Source organism: Streptomyces sp. KL109B, assembly GCF_030766935.1.
GTDB lineage: Bacteria > Actinomycetota > Actinomycetes > Streptomycetales > Streptomycetaceae > Streptomyces.
On record NZ_JASERL010000002.1, the window covers coordinates 1,245,681 to 1,265,240 of the forward strand.

General features: G+C 69.0%; 13 protein-coding genes and 1 tRNA gene. 2 read left to right on the forward strand and 12 right to left on the reverse strand.

Translation table 11 applies throughout. From position 1 onward, the window contains the following. The first annotated feature begins 15 nt into the window (after positions 1-15). Positions 16-792: an SDR family NAD(P)-dependent oxidoreductase gene (locus tag RBJ65_RS11245; RefSeq protein WP_306318035.1), complete on the forward strand. Its 777-nt coding sequence runs from the start codon at positions 16-18 to the stop codon at positions 790-792. Here RBJ65_RS11245 and RBJ65_RS11250 read toward each other — a convergent pair. The 10 genes from RBJ65_RS11250 to RBJ65_RS11295 all read right to left on the reverse strand — a co-directional run bounded on the left by RBJ65_RS11250 (position 740) and on the right by RBJ65_RS11295 (position 15,581). Further along, complete coding sequence (locus RBJ65_RS11250; RefSeq protein ID WP_306318034.1) at positions 740-1,075, reverse strand: hypothetical protein; 336 nt, start codon at positions 1,073-1,075, stop codon at positions 740-742. The genes RBJ65_RS11245 and RBJ65_RS11250 overlap by 53 nt on opposite strands. A gap of 110 nt (positions 1,076-1,185) precedes the next feature. Then, a complete protein-coding gene (locus RBJ65_RS11255; protein ID WP_306318033.1) occupies positions 1,186-1,659 on the reverse strand; it encodes a Dps family protein in 474 nt (157 codons plus the stop codon). 163 nt (positions 1,660-1,822) lie between these two features. Further along, complete coding sequence (locus tag RBJ65_RS11260; protein WP_306318032.1) at positions 1,823-2,203, reverse strand: helix-turn-helix domain-containing protein; 381 nt, start codon at positions 2,201-2,203, stop codon at positions 1,823-1,825. Between the two features lie 109 nt (positions 2,204-2,312). Next, positions 2,313-2,882, reverse strand: a complete 570-nt coding sequence (locus RBJ65_RS11265; RefSeq protein ID WP_306318031.1) for a CinA family protein — start codon at positions 2,880-2,882, stop codon at positions 2,313-2,315. Then, a complete protein-coding gene (pgsA, locus tag RBJ65_RS11270) occupies positions 2,879-3,559 on the reverse strand; it encodes a CDP-diacylglycerol--glycerol-3-phosphate 3-phosphatidyltransferase (RefSeq protein ID WP_306318030.1) in 681 nt (226 codons plus the stop codon). The genes RBJ65_RS11265 and pgsA overlap by 4 nt, the downstream gene beginning before the upstream one ends. Then, positions 3,556-5,016: a 30S ribosomal protein S12 methylthiotransferase RimO gene (gene rimO / locus RBJ65_RS11275; protein ID WP_306318029.1), complete on the reverse strand. Its 1,461-nt coding sequence runs from the start codon at positions 5,014-5,016 to the stop codon at positions 3,556-3,558. Before rimO ends, pgsA begins: the two co-directional genes overlap by 4 nt. Before the next feature lie 76 nt (positions 5,017-5,092). After that, entirely contained in the window at positions 5,093-5,947 is an 855-nt protein-coding gene (locus RBJ65_RS11280; protein ID WP_306318028.1) for a helix-turn-helix domain-containing protein, read from the reverse strand. A 220-nt stretch (positions 5,948-6,167) separates the two neighbouring features. Next, the gene (locus RBJ65_RS11285) at positions 6,168-8,933 is read right to left on the reverse strand and encodes a DNA translocase FtsK (protein WP_306318027.1); all 2,766 of its coding nucleotides are present in this window, start codon (positions 8,931-8,933) and stop codon (positions 6,168-6,170) included. A gap of 137 nt (positions 8,934-9,070) precedes the next feature. Next, complete coding sequence (locus RBJ65_RS11290; protein WP_306318026.1) at positions 9,071-9,757, reverse strand: two-component system response regulator; 687 nt, start codon at positions 9,755-9,757, stop codon at positions 9,071-9,073. A gap of 274 nt (positions 9,758-10,031) precedes the next feature. After that, a complete protein-coding gene (locus RBJ65_RS11295; protein WP_306318025.1) occupies positions 10,032-15,581 on the reverse strand; it encodes a HAMP domain-containing protein in 5,550 nt (1,849 codons plus the stop codon). 380 nt (positions 15,582-15,961) lie between these two features. Between RBJ65_RS11295 and RBJ65_RS11300 the strand changes: the two genes are divergently transcribed. Then, positions 15,962-18,589, forward strand: coding sequence for a SpoIIE family protein phosphatase (locus RBJ65_RS11300; protein ID WP_306318024.1), 2,628 nt, complete (start codon positions 15,962-15,964; stop codon positions 18,587-18,589). Positions 18,590-18,659: 70 nt separating this feature from the next. Here the strand turns inward: RBJ65_RS11300 and RBJ65_RS11305 are convergent. Both RBJ65_RS11305 and RBJ65_RS11310 read right to left on the reverse strand, forming a co-directional pair. Continuing rightward, positions 18,660-18,732, reverse strand: a tRNA-Thr gene (locus RBJ65_RS11305). 85 nt (positions 18,733-18,817) lie between these two features. Further along, on the reverse strand, positions 18,818-19,483 hold the full coding sequence (locus RBJ65_RS11310; RefSeq protein ID WP_306318317.1) for a DegT/DnrJ/EryC1/StrS family aminotransferase: 666 nt from the start codon (positions 19,481-19,483) through the stop codon (positions 18,818-18,820). Between the last annotated feature and the right edge of the window lie 77 nt (positions 19,484-19,560).

The window sequence follows — 19,560 nt, forward strand, 5'->3', positions numbered from 1 at the left end:
TCGTACCGTCCCTGCATGCCTCTCAGCGCGTACGACCTCACCGGACGCACCGCATTCGTCACCGGCGCGGCGAGCGGCATCGGCCGCGCGTCGGCGGCGCTCCTCGCACAGGCGGGAGCCACCGTCCACTGCGCCGACCTCGACCCACAGGGCCTGCACGAAACGGCGGCCCTCATCAAGGAGAACGGCGGCACGGCCCACACCCACACCGTCGACGTCTCCGACCGCACTCAGGTCGCCGAGGCCGTCGCGACCGCGACCGCCACCTCCGGCGGCCTCGACATCATGGCCGCGATCGCCGGCATCATGCACAACAGCCCGGTCCTGGAGACCCGCGACGAGGACCTGGACCGCGTCCTCGCGATCAACTTCAAGGGCGTGCTGTACGCGTGCCAGGAGGCGGCCCGCACCATGATCGCGGCCGGCACCCGCGGCAGCATCGTCACGATGGCCTCCGGCGCCGTCGACACCGGCGGCCCCGGCCTGCTCTGCTACGGCGCGGCGAAGGCCGCCGTCGTCCAGCTCACCAAGACGCTCGCCACAGAGGTCGGCTCGCACGGCATCCGCGTCAACGCGGTGGCGCCGGGCTGGATCCGTACGCCGATGACGACCCGCCACGACGAGAGCGCCCAGGCCCACACCGAGGCCCTGATGGTACGGATGTCACCGCTCGGCCGGGTCGGCGAGGCCGAGGACATCGCGCACGCGGTGCTGCATCTCGCCTCGGACGCCGCGTCGTTCACGACGGGCCAGATCCTCCGCCCGAACGGAGGCGTCGCCATGCCCTGGTGACCTCGCGCCACACCCCCACCGCACCCTCGCGCCCGGCGCGCACCGCCCGCGCCCGCACCCGCCGCGCGCCATGATGGCCGGGCACCCCCGCGACGCCTGCCGCCCGCGACTTCGGCAGCGCGTGCACCGGCAGCAGGCTCAACCCCCAGCCCCCGGCGACCAGCGCCCCTTCGAACACCCCGGCGCCCGGCACGAGGACGAGCCGCAGGGCGCCCCACCACCACAGCGCCCCGCACACGACCGCCGGCGCCCACCGCAGGACCCGCCACCCAGCCCACGCCACCGACCGCTCACCTCCGCCCGACGACCTTCGGGACTATCTGCCCCGCACCTCGCCCGCCAGAACCGGCGGGCGCCCCACCGAAGCGGGGCGCCCGGCCAAGCGCGCTCGGCTCAGCCCCGGTTCTCCGCCTGGAACATCCAGTGATGCTTCTCCAGGTCGGCCGTGATCCCGATGAAGATGTCCTGGCTCACGGGGTCCGCCTCACCGGTCGCGTCCACTCGCGCCCGCATCCGCGCGATGACCGCGCCGAGCGCGTCCACGAGCGTCCCCACCGCGTCCGTGTCCTTCACCCAGCCGTCGGGGGCCACACCCACGCCACTGGTGTCCGCCACCGTCTTCGCACGGCCGTCCGGCGGGACACCCAGCGTCGACGCCCGCTCGGCCACCGTGTCGGAGTGCTGCCGCGCGGTGTCCACGACCTCGTCCAGCTGCAGATGCACCGACCGGAACCGCGGACCGACCACGTTCCAGTGCACCTGCTTCGCCACCAGGGACAGGTCCACCAGGTCCACCAGGGCACCCTGTAGGGCCTCGGCCACAGTCTTCAGATCTGCATCGGGCAGCGGGCTCTTGACGACGTACATACGCCACCTCCATCTCGAAACCACCACCAACAATGGCACACGCGAACTATTCCGGACACATCGGGTCCAACTTCCGCCCACCGGCACAGCAGAAAGCCCCGACCGGTCTCCCGGTCGGGGCTTTCACAGGTTCAAGCTGGGCTCAGCGCACTGAGCGCAGGCGCTACGCCGCTACGACGTCCACGGCCTCCGCAGGCGCCTTGATCGTCACGCGTTCCGGTGGGACACCGGCCACGGAGACGGAATTGAGCATCGGACGTACCGGTGTGGGCACCGGCTCCGACGGGACGGCTGCTGCCGACTCTGCCAGCTCCGCGAGGGCGAGCTCGTCGCTCACCTCGCGCATCAGCTCGGACATCCGTACGTCAAGCGCGTCGCAGATCGCGGAGAGCAGCTCGGAGGAAGCCTCCTTCTGCCCCCGCTCCACCTCGGAGAGATAGCCGAGCGAGACTCGGGCGGACGAGGAGACTTCGCGCAGAGTACGGCCCTGGCGCTGGCGCTGCCGACGCAGCACGTCACCCAGCAGGCGACGGAGCAGAATCATCGGTGGCTCCCTCCTCGGACCGCGTAGCCGCATCCTTCTCGCCCCACCGTACCGCCTCGTGCCGCGGCCGTGCGGGGAGCGATGTCGTGTTCACTCAGGGCTGCAAACATCAAAACCCCCCGTTCTGTTCCGTATCCTGTGCCCGCGCTTTCCCAGTACGTTCACCGGAATGCCCTCCGACCAGCTCTTCGACGAGCAGTCCGAGCACGCTCCGTACACTCTCCATACGGATTTCCGTCCGAACGCCGTTCAACCGCAGCCCGGCCACTTTGTGGCTACCAGCGAAATTGCCCACACCGTCGGAACGATCAGTTCCCGGTCCGACAGCGGCCACATAGACCGTCCCGACCGGCTGTCCGTCCTGCGGCTCGGGCCCCGCGACGCCGGTCGTCGCGACGCCCCAGTCCGCGCCCAGCGCGTCCCGCACCCCGGCCGCCATGGCCAGCGCGACCTCGGGGTGCACGGGCCCGTGCGCGGCGAGCAGATCCGCGTCGACGCCGAGCAGCGTGTGCTTGAGCTCGGTCGCGTACGCCGTGACGGAGCCGCGGAAGGCCTTCGAGGCCCCCGGCACCGCCACGAGCTCCGCGGCCACCAGGCCCCCGGTGAGCGACTCCGCGACGGCGAGGGTCTCGCCCCGCTCGGTCAGCAGCCGCAGCGCCTCGACAGCCTCGTACGTCACTTCTCGGCAGCCCCCGCCGACGCCTGCGCCGCCGCCTTCGACTCGGCGATCCCCGCGCGGCGCAGCACGACGGCCTGCCGCACATAGTCGAGCCCGGTCAGCACGGTGAGCGCGACGGCCACGGCCATCACCCACCAGCGCAGCGTCGCGAGCGGCCCGGTCAACGCCAGGATGTACATGCCTACGGCGGTGCCCTGCGCGAGCGTTTTCATCTTGCCGCCGCGGCTGGCCGGAATGACGCCGTACCGAATGACGATGAATCTCAGCAGCGTGATCCCGAGCTCGCGCCCGAGAATGACTCCGGTCACCCACCACGGAAGATCACCGAGCGAGGACAGACAGATCAGCGCGGCACCCATGATCGCTTTGTCGGCGATGGGGTCGGCGATCTTTCCGAAATCGGTGACCAGGTTGTACGAACGCGCCAAATGCCCGTCGAAAACATCCGTGATCATGGCAACCGCGAACGCCGCCCACGCCCAGGCCCGCCACGCCGGGTCGTACCCGCCGCCGGCCAGCATGAGCACCACGAAGCCCGGCACCAGAAGGAGCCGGATCATGGTCAGGATGTTCGCGATGTTCCACAGGCTCGCCTGATTGACGGCCGCAGACCCCAGCTTGCCCCCGGGCGAGGGCCTGCCGGTCCCGCCCGTGGCGGACGCCGGGACTCCGGTCATCTGTCCGCCTCCTCAGCGATCTCCAGCGGCTCGGCCACGAGGTCGACGCCTTCGGTGCCGACCACCTTTGCCTCGACCATACGGCCGATCGTCAGACCGGCGCCGCTCGTGAGGCGCACCTGCCCGTCGGTCTCGGGCGCCTGGTGCGCGCCGCGGCCGACGACGCCGTCCTCCTCGTCGACGGACTCGACGAGCACCCGCACGGTCTCGCCCACGCGCTCCTCGGCCCGCTGCGACACCAGCTGCTCGGCGAGCCGGGACAGCCGCGCGAGGCGCTGCGCGACGACGTCCTCGTCGAGCTTGTCCTCGTACGTCGCCGCTTCCGTGCCCTCCTCGTCGGAGTAGCCGAACACACCGATGGCGTCGAGCCGCGCGCCGTTCAGGAAGCGCTCCAGCTCCGCGTAGTCGGCCTCGGACTCACCGGGGAAGCCCACGATGAAGTTCGACCGGACACCGGCCTGCGGCGCCTTGGTCCGAATGGTGTCGAGCAGCTCCAGGAAGCGGTCGGTGTCACCGAAGCGCCGCATCGCGCGCAGCACGCCGGGCGCGGAGTGCTGGAAGGAGAGGTCGAAGTACGGGGCGACCTTCTCGGTGCCCGTCAGTACGTCGATCAGGCCGGGCCGCATCTCGGCGGGCTGCAGGTAGCTGACGCGGACGCGCTCGATCCCGTCGACCCCGGCCAGCTCGGGCAGCAGCGACTCCAAGAGCCGGATGTCGCCGAGGTCCTTGCCGTAGGACGTGTTGTTCTCGGAGACCAGCATGATCTCCTTGACGCCCTGCTCAGCGAGCCAGCGCGTCTCGTTCAGTACGTCGCTGGGGCGGCGCGAGATGAAGGAGCCGCGGAACGACGGGATGGCGCAGAACGAGCAGCGCCGGTCGCACCCGGAGGCCAGCTTCACGGACGCCACGGGGTTGCCGTCGAGCCGGCGGCGCAGCGGCGCGCGCGGGCCGGAAGCGGGCGCGAGGCCCTCGGGAAGGTCCGCCGGAGCGTGCCCCGGCAGCGCGATCCCGGCGCCGGCCTCCTGGCGCTCGGCCGGGCTGATCGGCAGCAGCTTGCGGCGGTCGCGCGGGGCGTGCGCCTCCACGTTGCCCCCGGACAGGATCGTCTGGAGGCGGCCGGAGATGTCCTCGTAGTCGTCGAAACCGAGTACGCCGTCGGCCTCGGGCAGCGCCTCGGCAAGGTCCTTGCCGTAGCGCTCGGCCATGCATCCGACGGCGACCACCGCCTGCGTTCTGCCATGGCCCTTGAGGTCATTGGCTTCCAGGAGGGCGTCGACGGAGTCCTTCTTCGCGGCCTCCACGAAGCCACAGGTGTTCACGACGGCGACATCGGCTGCGTCGGCGTCCTCGACGAGCTCCCAGCCGTCCGCCTCCAAGCGGCCTGCGAGCTCCTCCGAGTCCACCTCGTTACGGGCGCAGCCAAGGGTGACAAGTGCGACGGTACGGCGTTCGGGCATGGAATCAAGACTACTTCGTCCCACTGACAGCCCTAGCCGCGAGGGGTTACCGCAAGATCGCCCGCCTCAGCAGGCCTCAGCCGACCTCCGGGTCACCCTTCGTGTACGACAGCCGCTCGACCTGGCCCGCCTTGAACTCGTCCTCGATCTGCTTGCCGTTCACGAACAGCTTGATGTTGCCCGCGTCACCGAGAACGAGGTCGATCTTCTGGTTGTCCTGGAAGGTCTTCGTCTGGCCGTTCTGCAGCAGCCCGTCGAACATGATCCGGCCGTTGTGGTCCTTGGCGGAGATCCAGCTGCGCCCGTCCGCCGCGCTGACCTTGACCGTGACCTTGTCCGCGGGGGCAGCGGCGATCGCGCTGTCGCTCGGCTCCGGCTTCGGATCGGTCGGCTTCTTGGTGCTGGGGCTCGGCTTCGGACTGTTCGGCTTGCTGGTCGCCGGGGTGGAGCCTTCGGCGGCCTGCTGCTGGCCGCCGTCGCTGTCGCCGCCGCTGAAGGCGGTGTAGCCGACGAAGGCGACGACCGCGACGATCGCCGCGACCATGGCGGCCGTCCAGTTGGGCCTGCGCGGCTCGGAGCGGATCCGCTCGGCCTCGAACAGCGGCGTGGCCGGCGTCGGCGCGGTGCTTCCGCCGTGCTCGTCGCCGAACTGCGCGAGCAGCGGTCCGGGGTCGAGGCCCACGGCACGCGCGAGCGTGCGGATGTGGCCTCGTGCGTAGACGTCACCGCCGCAGCGCGAGAAGTCGTCCTGCTCGATGGCGTGCACGATCGGGATGCGCACCCGGGTCGACTGGCTGACCTCGTCGACGGTCAGACCCGCGTCGATGCGTGCCTGCTGGAGGACACGACCGATCGACGGCCGGTCGTCGTCCGCGTGCTGGTTGCGGTCTTCCGAAGGGCGGTCGTCTTCAGGGGAGTTGCCGATGGACACGGGGGCGCCTTTCGAGCGTGTAGCCACCTGCTGGAGGTTCAGTGTAGGGGGGGTGTGAATGGGTGAGGCAACCGGGCGGTCGGACTTTGTACGCCATCAGAATGGCCCACCATCCTGACGCCGACGTACCTGGCTGCCTCCCTCCTCAACTTGACGTAGCCGACGGGGAAACGGTTGCTCCGGTGCCCTTACGGGTGACGTCGGTTCGAGGGGGTTCTTCTTAAGGTTGAGCCTCCCCGCGGATCACCGCGAGCACTCCCTCCAGCTCATCGGCTTTCACAAGAACGTCACGAGCCTTCGATCCCTCACTGGGACCCACGATGTTCCTGGACTCCATGAGGTCCATGAGGCGTCCGGCCTTGGCGAAGCCCACACGCAGCTTGCGCTGCAACATGGAGGTCGAGCCGAACTGCGTGGACACGACGAGTTCGGCCGCGGCGCACAGCAGCTCCAGGTCGTCGCCGATGTCCTCGTCGATCTCCTTCTTCTGCTTGGTGCCCACCGTGACGTCGTCCCTGAAGACGGGCGCCATCTGGTCCTTGCAGTGCTGCACGACGGCGTGGATCTCGTCCTCGGTGACGAAGGCGCCCTGCATACGGGTCGGCTTGTTCGCCCCCATGGGGAGGAACAGGCCGTCGCCCTTGCCGATGAGCTTCTCGGCGCCCGGCTGGTCGAGGATGACGCGGCTGTCGGCGAGCGAGGAGGTCGCGAAGGCGAGACGCGAGGGAACGTTGGCCTTGATGAGGCCGGTGACGACGTCTACGGAGGGACGCTGCGTGGCGAGCACCAGGTGGATGCCGGCCGCGCGCGCGAGCTGCGTGATCCGGACGATCGCGTCCTCGACGTCCCTGGGGGCGACCATCATCAGGTCGGCGAGCTCGTCGACGATCACCAGCAGATACGGATACGGCTTCAGCTCCCGCTCGCTGCCCTCGGGCGTGGTGAGCTTGCCGTCCCTGACGGCCTGGTTGAAGTCGTCGATGTGCCGGTAGCCGAAGGCCGCGAGGTCGTCGTAGCGCAGATCCATCTCCCGTACGACCCACTGAAGCGCCTCGGCGGCCTTCTTGGGGTTGGTGATGATCGGCGTGATGAGGTGCGGGATGCCTTCGTAGGCGGTCAGTTCCACGCGCTTGGGGTCGACGAGGACCATCCGTACGTCCTCGGGGGTCGCCCGCATCATGATCGACGTGATCAGGCAGTTGATGCACGAGGACTTACCGGAACCCGTGGCACCGGCGACCAGGACGTGCGGCATCTTCGCGATGTTCGCCATCACGTAGCCGCCTTCGACGTCCTTGCCGAGCGCGACCAGCATGGGGTGCTCGTCCTCGGCCGCGTCCGCGAGGCGCAGCACGTCTCCGACGTTGACCATCTCGCGGTCGGTGTTCGGGATCTCGATGCCGACCGCGGACTTGCCGGGGATGGGCGAGATGATCCGGACGTCCGGGGACGCGACGGCGTACGCGATGTTCTTCGCCAGAGCCGTGATCTTCTCGACCTTCACGGCGGGGCCGAGCTCGATCTCGTAGCGCGTGACCGTGGGGCCGCGCGTGAAGCCCGTGACGGACGCGTCGACCTTGAACTCGGTGAAGACGGTCGACAGTGATTCGACGACGCTGTCGTTGGCGGCGCTGCGCGACTTCCCCGGGCCACCGCGCGTCAGCAGGTCGAGCGAGGGCAGCGCGTACGTGATGTCACCGGCGAGCTGGAGCTGCTCGGCGCGCGGCGGCAGGTCTCCCCTCGACTCGGGCGCGGCCTTGGTGAGGTCCGGTACTCCCAGCGACGTGGGCGTGGGCTCAGGATCCTGCTGAGCGGCCTTCGAGGCCTTCTTGGCCCTGGCCGTCGGCACGGCCGCCGAGCGGTCGCCTGTGGCCCCCTCACCGCTGTTCTCGCCGGTGCCCTCACCGGAGACGCCCTGCGTGAGGTCCGCGACGAGCGGCGAGGGCGGCATGCCGTTCAGCACGGCCCCGTCGAGCGCGGCTGCCGCGGCGGCGGCCACGTCGACCGCGTCCATCGGCCGCTCCATGGCGGGCTGCACGGACCGCCGCGACTTGCGCCGCTTGGCGAACGCCTCATCCTCGGCCCGGTCCGGGTCGTACGAGTCCGGGGCCGGGGCGGTGGGGCGCTTGCGGGAGCGCGCGGGCGTGGCCTCGCGCCACTCGTCGTCGTACTCGTCCGAGGGCGCGTCGGCGTAGGCCGCTTCCTCGTGCACGACGCCGAGCTTCACGCCGAGCTGGTGCAGGCGCTGCGGGATCGCGTTGACGGGCGTCGCGGTGACCACGAGCAGCCCGAAGACGGTGAGCAGGACGAGCAGCGGGACCGCGAGCACCTGGGTCATCGTGAAGCTCAGCGGCGTCGCGGCGGCCCAGCCGATGAGCCCGCCCGCGTCCCTTATGGCGCGCATGCCGTCCCCGCGCGCGGGTGAGCCGCACGCGATGTGGACCTGCCCGAGCACGCCGATGACGAGCGCGGACAGACCGATCACGATCCGCCCGTTGGCCTCCGGCTTCTCGGGGTGCCTGATGAGCCGTACGGCGATGATCCCGAGCAGGATCGGCACCAGCAGGTCGAGGCGGCCGAAGGCGCCGGTCACCAGCATGTCGACGAGGTCGCCGACCGGTCCCTGCAGGTTGGACCAGGTGCCGGCCGCGCAGATCAGGGCGACGCCGAGCAGCAGCAGCGCGAGCCCGTCCTTGCGGTGCGCCGGGTCGAGCCCCTTCGCGCCACGCCCTATCCCGCGGAACATCGCTCCCACGCTGTGCGCGACGCCGAGCCACAGGGCGCGTACGAGCTTGTAGAGGCCGCCCGTGGGATTGGGTGCCGCCTTCGGGGCGGGCTTCTTCGCCGCGGCCTTCTTGGCGGGGGCCTTCTTGGGGGCCGGTTTCTTGGCGGGGGCTTTTTTGGCAGCGGCCTTCTTCGCCGGAGCCTTGGTCGGCGCCGCCGTCTTCTTCGCGGGCGTCTTCTTGGCTGCGGGACGTGAGGCCATAGGTGTGAGGTTACCGGGGCAGACGACCTTGGACACGTGTGCCCACCGCTTCACCCGTTCGTGTCGCGAACTGACGGGGCGAAAACTGACGCGTCCTCAAAGCCCGAGCGGCGCCCCCGGATCCGGGGGCCGCGGCCTCAGTTCTGGGACGGCACCGAAGGCGCGCCGCTCCCCGTGCCGGGCTCCAGGGCGTCAAGTGCCCTGCGCAGCCCGGTGAGTTTGCGCTCCAGGTGCGCGGCGGTGGCCACGGCGGCCGCGTCCGCGGACTCGTCGTCCAGCTGCTTCGACAGCGCCTCGGCCTGCTCCTCGACGGCGGCGAGCCGCGCCGACAGTTCGGCGAGCAGCCCCGCGGGCTCCTTGGAGTCCCCGATGGCCTTGCCGCCGCCGCTGCCCTCCAGCTGGAGCCGCAGCAGCGCCGCCTGCTCCCTCAGCTGGCAGTTCTTCATGTACAGCTCGACGAACACCGAGACCTTGGCGCGCAGCACCCAGGGGTCGAACGGCTTGGAGATGTAGTCAACCGCCCCCGCCGCGTAGCCACGGAACGTGTGATGCGGTCCGTGGTTGATCGCGGTGAGGAAGATGATCGGGATGTCCCGTGTCCGCTCGCGGCGCTTGATGTGCGCGGCGGTTTCGAAACCGTCCATTCCCGGCATCTGAACGTCCAGCAGAATGACCGCGAAATCGTCCGTGAGCAGCGCCTTCAGCGCTTCCTCCCCGGACGATGCCCGTACCAGTGTCTGATCGAGCGCGGAGAGGATGGCCTCCAGCGCCAGCAGATTCTCCGGCCGGTCATCGACCAGGAGGATCTTGGCCTTCTGAACCATGGCCCGCCCTCCTCGCCCCGGCATGGGGCCGCCCCTGTCCGCAGGACTCGGGGAGGCTCCTTTCGCCACCCCAGGGGACGACTCCCTTGCGTCGTCCGTCCTTGTGCCGGTCATGGTAGCCGCACCCCGCCTGTCGCCACACCCTGTCACCGCGATGTCACCGTGCACGTAGCAGAAACGCGGTGGGAGACCAGAAGGTTCCCCGAATCCCGCGCTTCTACACGGCTTCGACCACACTCAGTCAGCAACTCATCTTGAACATTCCGGTTTCCGGTCACTCACCATGCATCCACCGCTCCATCACAGAGAGCAGATGATCCGGGTCGACCGGCTTCGTAACGTAGTCGGACGCGCCCGACTCGATGGCCTTCTCCCGGTCGCCCTTCATCGCCTTCGCGGTGAGCGCGATGATCGGCAGCCCGGCGAACTGCGGCATCCTGCGGATCGCCGTCGTCGTCGCGTAACCGTCCATCTCCGGCATCATGATGTCCATGAGCACGACTGTCACATCGTCGTGCTGTTCGAGGACCTCGATACCCTCGCGCCCGTTCTCCGCGTACAGGACCGAGAGGCCCTGCTGCTCCAGGACGCTGGTCAGCGCGAAGACGTTACGGATGTCGTCGTCGACGATGAGCACCTTCTCGCCGCCGAACAGGAGCCCGTGCCCGCCTGTGGGCACGCTCTGCTCGGCCGCGCCCGTCGCACTCGTCGTCGCGCCCGCCGTGCCGTCCCAGTGCTCCTCCGCGCGCTCCTGGGCGGGCGTCGGCTGGGGGCCCGGCAGCGCCGTCCGCTCGGGCGGCGTCGAGGCCGGCCTGCGGCGGCGCCGGAAGAGGGCCGCGGGGCCGCTCTGGGTGTCCTGGTAGGACTTCACCTCGGCCGGGGTCTCCACCTCGGCGGGCTCGGGCGCCGCGTCGAGGGCGAGCCGCTCACCCGGTTCGATGGTCGGCGCGAGCTGTGCGTAGCCCTGGGGCGGCAGTTCGCTCGGGTGCATCGGGAGGTACAGCGTGAACGTCGAGCCGCGTCCGGGCTCGCTCTGCGCGTGGATCTCGCCGCCCAGGAGGCGGGCGATCTCGCGGCTGATGGACAGGCCGAGGCCCGTACCGCCGTACTTGCGGCTCGTCGTGCCGTCGGCCTGCTTGAACGCCTCGAAGATGACGCGCATCTTGCTGGCCGCGATGCCGATGCCGGTGTCGGTCACCGAGAAGGCGATGACATCACCGTCGGCGTCGGTCAACGAGCCCGCTTCCAGGAGCTGTTCACGGATCGCGTTCGGTACGTCGGCGCCCGCCGGCCTGATGACCAGTTCGACGGCGCCGGAGTCGGTGAACTTCACCGCGTTGGAGAGCAGGTTGCGCAGCACCTGAAGGAGGCGCTGTTCGTCGGTGTGCAACGTAGTGGGCAGTTCCGGCGACACCCTTACGGAGAAGTCCAGTTGCTTCTCCGCGGTCAGCGGCCGGAACGTGGCCTCTACGTAGTCGACGAGTTGCACCAGGGCGATACGCGTCGGCGAGACGTCCATCTTGCCCGCCTCGACCTTCGACAGGTCGAGGATGTCGTTGATCAGCTGGAGCAGGTCGGAGCCCGCTCCGTGGATCGTCTCGGCGAACTCGACCTGCTTCGGGGTGAGATTCGCGTCCGCGTTGTCGGCCAGCAGTTTGGCGAGGATGAGCAGCGAGTTGAGCGGCGTGCGCAGCTCGTGCGACATGTTGGCGAGGAACTCGCTCTTGTAGCGCATGGAGACCGCGAGTTGCTCGGCGCGCTCCTCAAGGACCTGCCTCGCCTCTTCGATCTCGGTGTTCTTCACCTCGATGTCACGGTTCTGCTGGGCGAGCAGTTCGGCCTTCTCCTCCAGTTCGGCGTTGGACGCCTGGAGGGCCTTCTGCCGGTTCTCCAACTCGGCCGAGCGCTCACGGAGTTGCTCGGTCAGCTCCTGCGACTGCTTCAGCAGGACCTCCGTCTTGGTGTTGACGGAGATCGTGTTGACGCTCGTCGCGATCATCTCGGCGATCTGGTTCAGGAAGTCCTTCTGGATCTGCGTGAAGGGCGTGAAGGACGCCAGCTCGATCACGCCGAGCACCGTGTCCTCGAAGAGGACAGGGATCACGATGACCTGAGCCGGAGGCGCCTCTCCGAGACCGGAGGCGATCTTCAGGTAGCCGCTGGGCGCGTTGTCCACGAGGATCGTGCGCTTCTCCTGGGCGGCCGTCCCGATGAGCGTCTCGCCGGGCCTGAAGGCCGTCGGCATGGCGCCCATGGAGTAGCCGTAGCTCCCGCACATGCGCAGTTCGTACGCGTCCTGGTCGGCGATCGCCGCGTCGGCGCTGTCGTCCAGGGGCAGCGCGAGGAAGAACGCGCCGTGCTGCGCGGAGACGACCGGCGTCAGCTCGCTCATGATGAGCCCGGCCACGTCGTCGAGGTCGCGGCGGCCCTGCATCAGACCCGAGATACGGGCCAGGTTGCCCTTGAGCCAGTCCTGCTCCTCGTTGGCGATCGTGGTGTCGCGCAGGTTCGAGATCATCTTGTTGATGTTGTCCTGGAGGACCTGGATCTCGCCCGCGGCGTCCACATCGATCTTGAGGTTGAGGTCGCCACGGGTCACCGCGGTGGCGACGGCCGCGATGGCGCGCACCTGACGGGTCAGGTTCCCGGCCATCTCGTTCACGGACTCGGTGAGGTCGCGCCACGTGCCGTCGACGTCACGCACGCGTGCCTGGCCGCCCAGCTGGCCCTCGGTGCCCACCTCACGGGCCACCCGGGTCACCTGCTCGGCGAACGACGACAGCTGGTCGACCATCGTGTTGATCGTGGTCTTCAGCTCGAGGATCTCGCCGCGCGCGTCGATGTCGATCTTCTTGGTCAGGTCGCCCTTGGCGATGGCGGTCGTCACCATCGCGATGTTGCGCACCTGTCCGGTCAGGTTCGAGGCCATTCCGTTCACGGACTCGGTCAGGTCCTTCCACGTACCGGACACTCCGGGTACGCGGGCCTGGCCGCCGAGGATGCCGTCCGTGCCCACCTCGCGGGCCACCTTGGTGACCTGGTCGGCGAACGAACTCAGCGTCCGCACCATCGTGTTGAACGTGTCGGCGAGCTGCGCGACCTCGCCGCGCGCCTCGATGGTCACCTGACGGGTCAGGTCACCGTTGGCCACCGCGTTGGCGACCTGGGAGATGTTCCGCACCTGCATGGTCAGGTTGTTGGCCATCAGGTTTACGTTGTCGCTCAGGTCCTTCCAGATTCCGGTGACACCCGGAACCCGTGCCTGGCCGCCCAGTTGACCCTCGGTACCCACCTCACGGGCCACCCGGGTCACCTGCTCGGCGAACGACGACAGCTGGTCCACCATCGTGTTCACCGTCGTGACGAGTTCGAGGATCTCGCCCTTGGCGTCGACGGTGATCTTCTTGGAGAGGTCGCCGCGCGCCACGGCCGTCGTCACTTCGGCGATGTTCCGCACCTGAAGCGTCAGGTTGTTGGCCATGCCGTTCACGGACTGCGTCAGGTCCTTCCACGTACCCGACACGCCCTGCACCTCGGCCTGACCGCCCAGGATGCCGTCCGTACCCACCTCGCGGGCCACCCGCGTCACCTGCTCGGCGAAGGCCGACAGCTGGTCCACCATCGTGTTGAGGGTGTTCTTCAGCTCCAGGATCTCGCCGCGCGCGTCCACGTCGATCTTCTGCGACAGGTCACCGCGCGCCACCGCGGTGGCGACCTGAGCGATGTTGCGCACCTGGGCCGTGAGGTTGCCGGCCATGCCGTTCACGGAGTCCGTCAGATCGCGCCACACACCGGCCACGCCGGGCACCTGCGCCTGGCCTCCCAGCCGGCCCTCCGTGCCCACCTCGCGCGCGACGCGGGTCACCTGGTCGGCGAAGGCGGAGAGCTGGTCGACCATCGTGTTGATGGTGTTCTTCAGCTCCAGGATCTCGCCGCGCGCGTCGACATCGATCTTCTGGGAGAGATCACCGCGCGCCACGGCCGTCGTGACCTGAGCGATCTGCCGTACCTGTGAAGTCAGGTTCCCGGCCATGAAGTTGACGGAGTCGGTCAGTTCCTTCCACGTACCGCTCACGCCGTCCACGCGGGCCTGACCACCGAGGCGACCCTCCGTGCCCACGTCCCGCGCCATCCGCGTCACCTGGTCGGCGAAGCTCGACAGCTGGTCCACCATCGTGTTCACGGTGTTCTTCAGCTGGAGCATCTCGCCGGAGACGTCGACGGTGACCTTCTGCGACAGATCACCGTTCGCCACCGCCGTCGTCACCTGAGCGATGTTGCGCACCTGTCCGGTGAGGTTCCGGAACGCGGTGTTGACGGAGTCGGTCAGATCCTTCCACGTACCGGCGGCGCCGGGCACGAGGGCCTGACCGCCCAGCTCACCCTCGACACCGATCTCCCGTGCCACGCGCGTCACTTCGGAACCGAAAGCGGACAGCTGGTCCACCATCGTGTTCACGGTGTTCTTCAACTCGAGCATCTCACCGGCGACATCGACGGTGACCTTCTGCGACAGATCACCGTTCGCCACCGCCGTCGTGACGGTCGCAATGTCCCGCACCTGAGTTGTGAGGTTCCGGAAAACCGTGTTCACCGAATCGGTGAGGTCCTTCCACGTACCGGCTGCCCCCGGCACATTGGCCTGGCCACCGAGTTGCCCCTCGGCACCGACCTCATTGGCGACGCGCGTGACCTCGTCCGCGAACGTACGCAGCGTCTCCGTCATCTGGTTGATGGTCTCGGCGAGCTGCGCGACCTCGCCGCGCGCCGACACCGTGACCTTCTGCGACAGATCACCATTGGCCACGGCCGTGGTGACCTGCGCGATCCCACGCACCTGAGCGGTCAGGTTGCCGGCCATGAGGTTCACCGAATCGGTGAGGTCCTTCCACACCCCGGCCACACCGGGCACCTGCGCCTGCCCGCCGAGCTCACCCTCCGTGCCCACTTCCCGGGCCACCCGTGTGACCTCGGAGGAGAACGACGACAGCTGGTCCACCATCGTGTTCACGGTGTTCTTCAGCTCGAGCATCTCGCCCGCGACGTGAACCGTGACCTTTCGGGACAGGTCACCCTTGGCCACCGCGGTCGTGACGAGAGCAATGTCACGCACCTGGGCGGTGAGCCGGTACGCCATCGTGTTGACGGAATCCGTGAGGTCCTTCCACGAACCGGACATTCCGCGTACGCGCGCCTGACCACCCAGCTTGCCCTCGGTCCCCACCTCGCTGGCCACCCGCGTGACCTCGTCGGTGAACGTGGACAGCTGGTCGACCAGATTGTTGACGGTCCGGCCGACCTTCAGGAACTCGCCGCGCAGCGGATGCCCGTTCCCCTCAGGCTTCCCTTCCGGCGTCTGGGCCCGCAGCTCCATCCGTGGCGACAGGTCGCCCTCCGCGACCGCCGAGAGCACCCTCCCGACCTCCGAGACGGGCCGTACGAGGTCGTCCACGAGCGCGTTAGAGGCGTTGATCGCGGCGGCCCAGGAACCCTCGCAGGCGCCCGCCTCGAGCCGCTCAGTGAGCTTGCCCTCGCGGCCGACCATGCGCCGCACCCGGGACATCTCGCCCGTAAGGTGCAGATTTCGGTCGGCCACCTCGTTGAAGACGGCCGCGATCTCCGACATCACCCCGTCACCGCTGACGGTCAACCGCTTGCGGAAATTGCCGTCTCTCATCGCGACCAGACCTGCGAGCAAGCGGTTCAGAGCCGCGGTATCCACGGTCGTCGTACCGCTGCCACCGCGCGCTTTGCGCTGTTTTGTCAGGGACTGTCCGCCTTCTGCGCGCGCCTTCTTGCTTCGCGTCGCTGCGCCAGACTCCACTGTGTCCCTCCCGCAGGGATCGACCTGTACTGCTCGGGTTGCTCGGGTGTTTCTCGGATTCGCTTCTACCGCCGCATCGACACTTCAATGCGTTCTTCTATGGAAGCTTGCCCAGTGTTTCACCATGGCTGAACCAGGCCATAACAGTTCGGCAGCTTCGCACACCGTCCGCACACCCTCCGGGCGGAAACACAGACGACCGGCATCCGCAGTGACGGCGAAGGTAAGTAACCTTGCATGCGGCTGTCCACCCACCCCGGTCTGCCCGGCCTGGGCGGTGGCGGAAAACGAGCGGGCATCGGAGGGGCGGCCGAGACATGGGTACGGGAGACCTGGGCCTCGACACTCGGACAACGAGTACAACTCGTACAGGGAGTTCTGTGATCACCGCGCGCGCGGCTGCCACTTTCGAGCCGGTCGGACGCTCCGTCGCGACCGCCCGCTCCTTCGTACGCGACACCCTCCAAGGCTGGGGGCATACGGACATCATCGACGATGCCGTCGTCCTCACCAGCGAACTCGTGACAAATGCCGTGGTTCACGCGGGCACATCCGCGGAGGTCCTGTGCCTACGAAGTGAGGATCACGTTCGGATCGAGGTCTCGGACCGCTATCCGGAACGCGAGATCCCGCTGCAGTCCTCCGCCATGAACATGGGGAGCCCGGACCGCGAGGGCGGCCGCGGCCTCCAGCTCTGCGCGGCGCTCGCCGGCCGCTGGGGCGTCGACTATTCGGCCACGCACAAACGGGTCTGGTTCCAACTCGACCTGCCCGAGCGCGCGGTGGGCACCCGCGCGGCCGGCCCCAACCTCCCCACGGACCTCCTCCCGCTCGCCGACGACCGGGTCCGCGTGGCCGTCGTCCAGATCGACCGGGTCGGCGCGATCACCGGGTGGAACGAGGACGCGGAGGAGCTCTTCGGGTACGTCTCCGAGCAGGTCATCGGCAAGCCCCTCACGGACTTCGCGGCCTGGCCGCACACCCCGGGCACGAGCACGGGCATCGCCGACGCGCTCCAACTCTCGCGCTGGGAGGGCAGTTACGGCATCCGCAGCGCGAACGGCCGCGTGACGCCCGTCTACGCCTCGCACCTGCGCGTCCGCGACACCGACGGCGAACCGTCGACCGTGTGCCTCCTCGTACGCGATCACGAGCGGGCCGTCCTCCAGACCCCGCTGCGCGTCCCGGCGCCGGATTCCGCGGCGCACGGCGAGAGCCAGGGCTCCGACCCGTTCGAGGTCTTCATCGGCTCGCCGGCCCCCGACGACCTCGACGGCCTGCTCCAGCGCACGGTCGAGCGCGCCCGCGACATGCTCGACGGCGACTCCGCGTTCCTGCTCCTGGCGACGGACGACGAGACGGAGTTGGAGGTCCGCGCCTCCACCGGCCTCCCGTCCGCACGTCAGCGCTTCGCGCGCGTGCCCGTCGAAGTCGGCCCCAACCGCTACGGCTCGGCCCGGATGCCGGCCGTACACGAGGACCTGACCCAAGTCCCCGGCGCCGTACCACTCTTGAACGGCACGGGCATGCGCTCGGTCGTCACGGTGCCCCTCAAGGTCGAGGGCCGCCTCACGGGCTCCCTTGGAGTCGCGGCGGAGTCCCCCGACCGCTACTCGAACGAAGAAGCGCTGCGCCTACAGTTCGCCGCGGACCGTATCGCGCTCGCCGTGGAATCGGCCCGCCTTGGAGAGCTCGAAAAGCTCCGCCGCGGCTCGCTCAGCTTCCTTGTAGAGGCCTCCGACCTCCTGGCGGGCACGCTCGACCGGGACCAGACCCTGGCGCTCATGGCGCAGATGACGGTCCCGACCCTCGCTACGTGGTGCGCGGTCTACACGATCGCCGACCAGGCCTCGGAGCCGTACCTCTCCTATGTGCTGCACGAGGACGAGGAACGCATCGACGGCCTCAAGGCCCTCCTCTCCAGGATCGCCCCTCCGGACCCGGTCCCGACCCCGGGCGCCCGCGTCTGGGCGGCCCCCGCCGAAGCCGCCCACCAGGCCGCTCTGCGTACGTCCATGAGGAGCCTGGGACTTGGGGAACAGGAGAGCGTCAGCGTCAGCTCCGGCATCGGCACGACGCTCCAGACGGCCTCCGCGGTCGGCGGCGAGACCGTCGTGCTCCCCCTGGTGGCGCGCAACCGCGTCATCGGCATGCTCACCCTCGGCAAGCCGACGGACGAACACTTCCGCCAGGAAATCCTGGAGCTGGCCGAGGACTTGAGCCGCAGGGCCGCCCTGGCGCTCGACAACGCGCGCCTCTACTCGGAGCGCATGGCGATCAGCCAGTCCCTCCAGCGCAGCCTCCTGCCGCCGGAACTCCCCGATGTCCCGGGCGTTGAGGTGGAGGTCATCTACCGCGCGGCCGGCGAGGGCAACGAAGTGGGCGGCGACTTCTACGACTTGTTCCCCATCCGGGACGGCGCGTACGGCTTCGCCATCGGCGACGTCTGCGGCACGGGCCCGGAGGCCGCGGCCGTCACGGGCCTGGCCCGCCACGCCCTGCGCCTGCTCGCGCGCGAGGGCTTCGGCGGCCCCGCGGTCCTGGAGCGCCTGAACGCGGCGATCCTCGACGAGGGCGCCCGCAGCCGCTTCCTGACGCTGCTCTACGGGGAGTTGTGGCCGCAGGAGGACGGTTCGGCGATCCTGAAGATGGTCTGCGCCGGACACCCGCTCCCCCTCCGCCTGCGCCAGGACGGCACGGTCGAGCCGTACGCGGAGCCGCAGCCGCTGCTCGGCGTCATGGACGACCTGGAGCTGTACGAGCAGACGGTGACGCTCGACCCGGGCGACGTCCTGCTCTGCGTCACGGACGGCATCACGGAGCGCCGCGAGGGCAGCCGGATGCTCGGCGACGACGGCTTGGCCGACGTCCTCTCCACGTGTACGGGCCTGACGGCCGGCGCCGTGGCCGCCCGCATCATGCGCGCGGTCGAGCGCTTCGCCGCTGACGCCCCGTCGGACGACATGGCGATCCTCGCGATGCGTGTGCCGGGCCTGCACCACGACTGACGCCCTGACTCAGGGCGGGGGAAACGAGAAAGGCCCCCGCCCTGAGTCAGGGCGGGGGCCTCAATTCCTGAGCCCCCAAGCGGAATCGAACCGCTGACCTTCTCCTTACCATGGAGACGCTCTACCGACTGAGCTATAGGGGCCTGTCGCTTTCGCGGTTTCCCGCTCGGCAACAGGTAAAAGCGTACCTGATGTTGAGGCCCCTCCGAACCACCATTCGGCCGGGCTCTAGAAGGCCGGCTGCAGCAATCCGCCGAGCGCATTGCAGGCGTGCACGACCCGCTGCAACTGCCGCCGCGTCATTGCCGCGTCGACCGGCAGAGCGAGGGTCTCATCGGCGGCGCGCTCGGTCTCCGGAAGCCCGATCTCGCATCGAAATCCCGGCATCCGGTGCACAGGCGTCTTCACCGGCACCCGGCACTCGACGCCCTTCCGCCGCAACACCTGAGCAAAGGCATCCCGATCCGGCCTCCCATTACCGGGAACCCGCACCACGTACTGCTGATATGTGTGCCCTTCCTGCACGGCGGGAGTCCGTACGCCGCTGAGCCTCGCGGTCAAATAGGCCGCGTGCACCCGACGTTGCGCCACTTCGTCGTACGACTTCTCGGACTCGCCCGGCTCCTCCAGGACCAACAGCCCGTGGCGTCGCCCCAGCTCCCGCAGCCTGGCGACGTCCGCCCGGTACCCGAAGCGGTGCACGGCCACGACCGCCGCGGTCCGTGCGCTCACACCTGCGGCTACGTGGGAGGGATCGATGCAGTACGTCTCCGGGTGGATGTCGGCGAAGACCGGCTCGGCCCCCACCTGCACGACACCCTCGGCCACCTCGGTGTTCCCGAAGGCCGGCACGATGACTTCGTCTCCGGTACCGACACCTGCGGCTCGCAGCATTTCAACTGTGCCCATGTCAGAGATCGTGTCCACGCAACGTGAACGAGGGCTGAACGCAGAAAAGCCCCGTGCCGAAT